Source organism: Cellulomonas hominis, assembly GCF_005239125.1.
In the GTDB taxonomy this organism is placed as follows: domain Bacteria; phylum Actinomycetota; class Actinomycetes; order Actinomycetales; family Cellulomonadaceae; genus Cellulomonas; species Cellulomonas hominis_A.
Genome location: NZ_SZYE01000325.1, coordinates 1 through 1806 on the forward strand (window position 1 = coordinate 1; position 1806 = coordinate 1806).

General features: G+C 79.1%; 2 protein-coding genes. Both read left to right on the forward strand.

The window, feature by feature from the left end; translation table 11 throughout:
* The first annotated feature begins 2 nt into the window (after positions 1-2).
* Complete coding sequence (locus tag FA014_RS20380) at positions 3-908, forward strand: hypothetical protein (protein ID WP_230323453.1); 906 nt, start codon at positions 3-5, stop codon at positions 906-908.
* Positions 905-1806, forward strand: a 902-nt coding sequence (gene murJ / locus FA014_RS19360) for a murein biosynthesis integral membrane protein MurJ (RefSeq protein ID WP_328288230.1), incomplete at its 3' end; no start/stop codon positions are given. The genes FA014_RS20380 and murJ, both read left to right, overlap by 4 nt.

The following is a 1806-nucleotide window of genomic DNA, read 5'->3' on the forward strand; positions in this document are numbered from 1 at the left end:
CCGTGGTCCGCGGCCTGCTGGACGACGAGCCCCCGGGCGGCGCCCGCCGCTGGGAGCGCACGAACCACCGCGGCGAGCCCGTGAGCCTGCTCGGCGGCCCCGCCGTGGCCGCGGGCGTGCTCGCCGGCGGGCTGGTCGGCGCCCCGTCGGCCCGGGACGGCGTGGCCCTGGCCGTCGCCACCACCAGCGCCACGGCGTTCGGCCTGGTCGACGACCTGACCGAGGACCGCGAGGGCACCGTGCGCAAGGGCCTGCGCGGCCACCTCGGGGCGCTGGCGCGCGGCGAGGTCACCACGGGCGGTCTCAAGGTGCTCGGGATCGGCGCGGGCGCGCTGGTCGCCGCGGCGCTGAGCCGGCCGCACGACCGGCTGCCCGCGGGACGCGGTGCCGCGGCGGCGGTCCGGCTGGCCGACGTCGCCGCGGACGGCGCGCTGATCGCCGCCACCGCCAACGTGGTGAACCTGCTCGACCTGCGGCCCGGGCGCGCGCTGAAGGCCGCCGCGATCGCCGCGGCGCCGGCCGCCGTGCTGGGCGGACGCGGCGGGGCCACGTCGGCCGCGGTGCTGGGCGCCGCCGTCGCCGAGGTGCCCGACGACCTGGCCGAGCGGGACATGCTCGGCGACTCCGGCGCGAACGCCGTGGGTGCCGTGCTCGGCACGGCCGCGGTGCAGGGCTGCCCGCGGCCGGTGCGGCTCGCGCTGCTGGCCGGCGTGGTCGCGCTGACGGTCGCCTCGGAGAAGGTGTCGTTCACGCAGGTGATCGCGCGCACGCCGGTGCTGCGCGAGCTCGACGCGTGGGGGCGCCGGCCGGCGCACGTGCCCGCCGGGGGCGCCCCGGGAGCCGACGTGCCCGACGAGCCCGGCGGGTCGCCGGGTGACGCCGCGGCCGGCGGGGTGCCCGGGCGGTGAGCCGCCGGGCCGTCCTGTCCGGTCTGGCGGGCGCCGCGGCCCTGATCTCGGCCGTGACGGTCGTCAGCCGGCTGCTGGGCTTCGCGCGGAACCTGGTCTTCACCAACGCGGTCGGCCTGACCGACGTCGGCGACGCCTACAACTGGGCGAACACCCTGCCCAACGTGCTGTTCGAGGTGGCCGCGGGCGGTGCGCTGGCGGGCGCGCTGATCCCGGTGATCGCCGGACCGCTGGCCCGCGGGATGCGGGACGACGTGTCGCGGATCGCGTCCGCGATGCTCGGCTGGACGCTCGGCGGGCTGGTGCTGATCGGTGCCGTCCTCGCGCTGGCCGCCGAGCCGATCGCCGCGCTGTCCCGGGTGGACACCGCCGCCGAGCGGGACCTGGTGACGTTCTTCGTCCGCGTGTTCGCGGTGCAGCTGCCGCTGTACGGGCTCGCCGTGGTGCTGTCCGGCGTGCTGCAGGCGCAGCGGAAGTTCTTCTGGCCGGCGTTCGCGCCGGTGCTGTCGAGCCTGGTCGTGATCGGCGCGTACGCCGGCTACGGGCGGCTGCTGGCGGACGCGGGCGTCGCGGGCGGGGCCGGCGAGGCGTCGGTGCTCCCCGACGGGGCCGCGGCCCTGCTGGCGTGGGGCACGACCGCCGGCGTGGCCGCGATGGGCCTGAGCCAGGTGGTGCCGATCTGGCGGTCCGGCGTGCGGCTGCGGCCCGCGCTGCGGTTCCCGGACGGCGTCGCCGCCCGGCCAGCGCGAGGCCGCGCGCCCGGGCGGCGATGCCTGGTGCTGCTGCACCTCGACGGCTCCGGGCACGTGCTGCCCGAGGCCGGCGCGGTCGTGCGCGACCTCGGCGACCTGCTCACCACCGGGGAGCCCGGTCGCGAGGTCGGCCTGGTCACGACCGT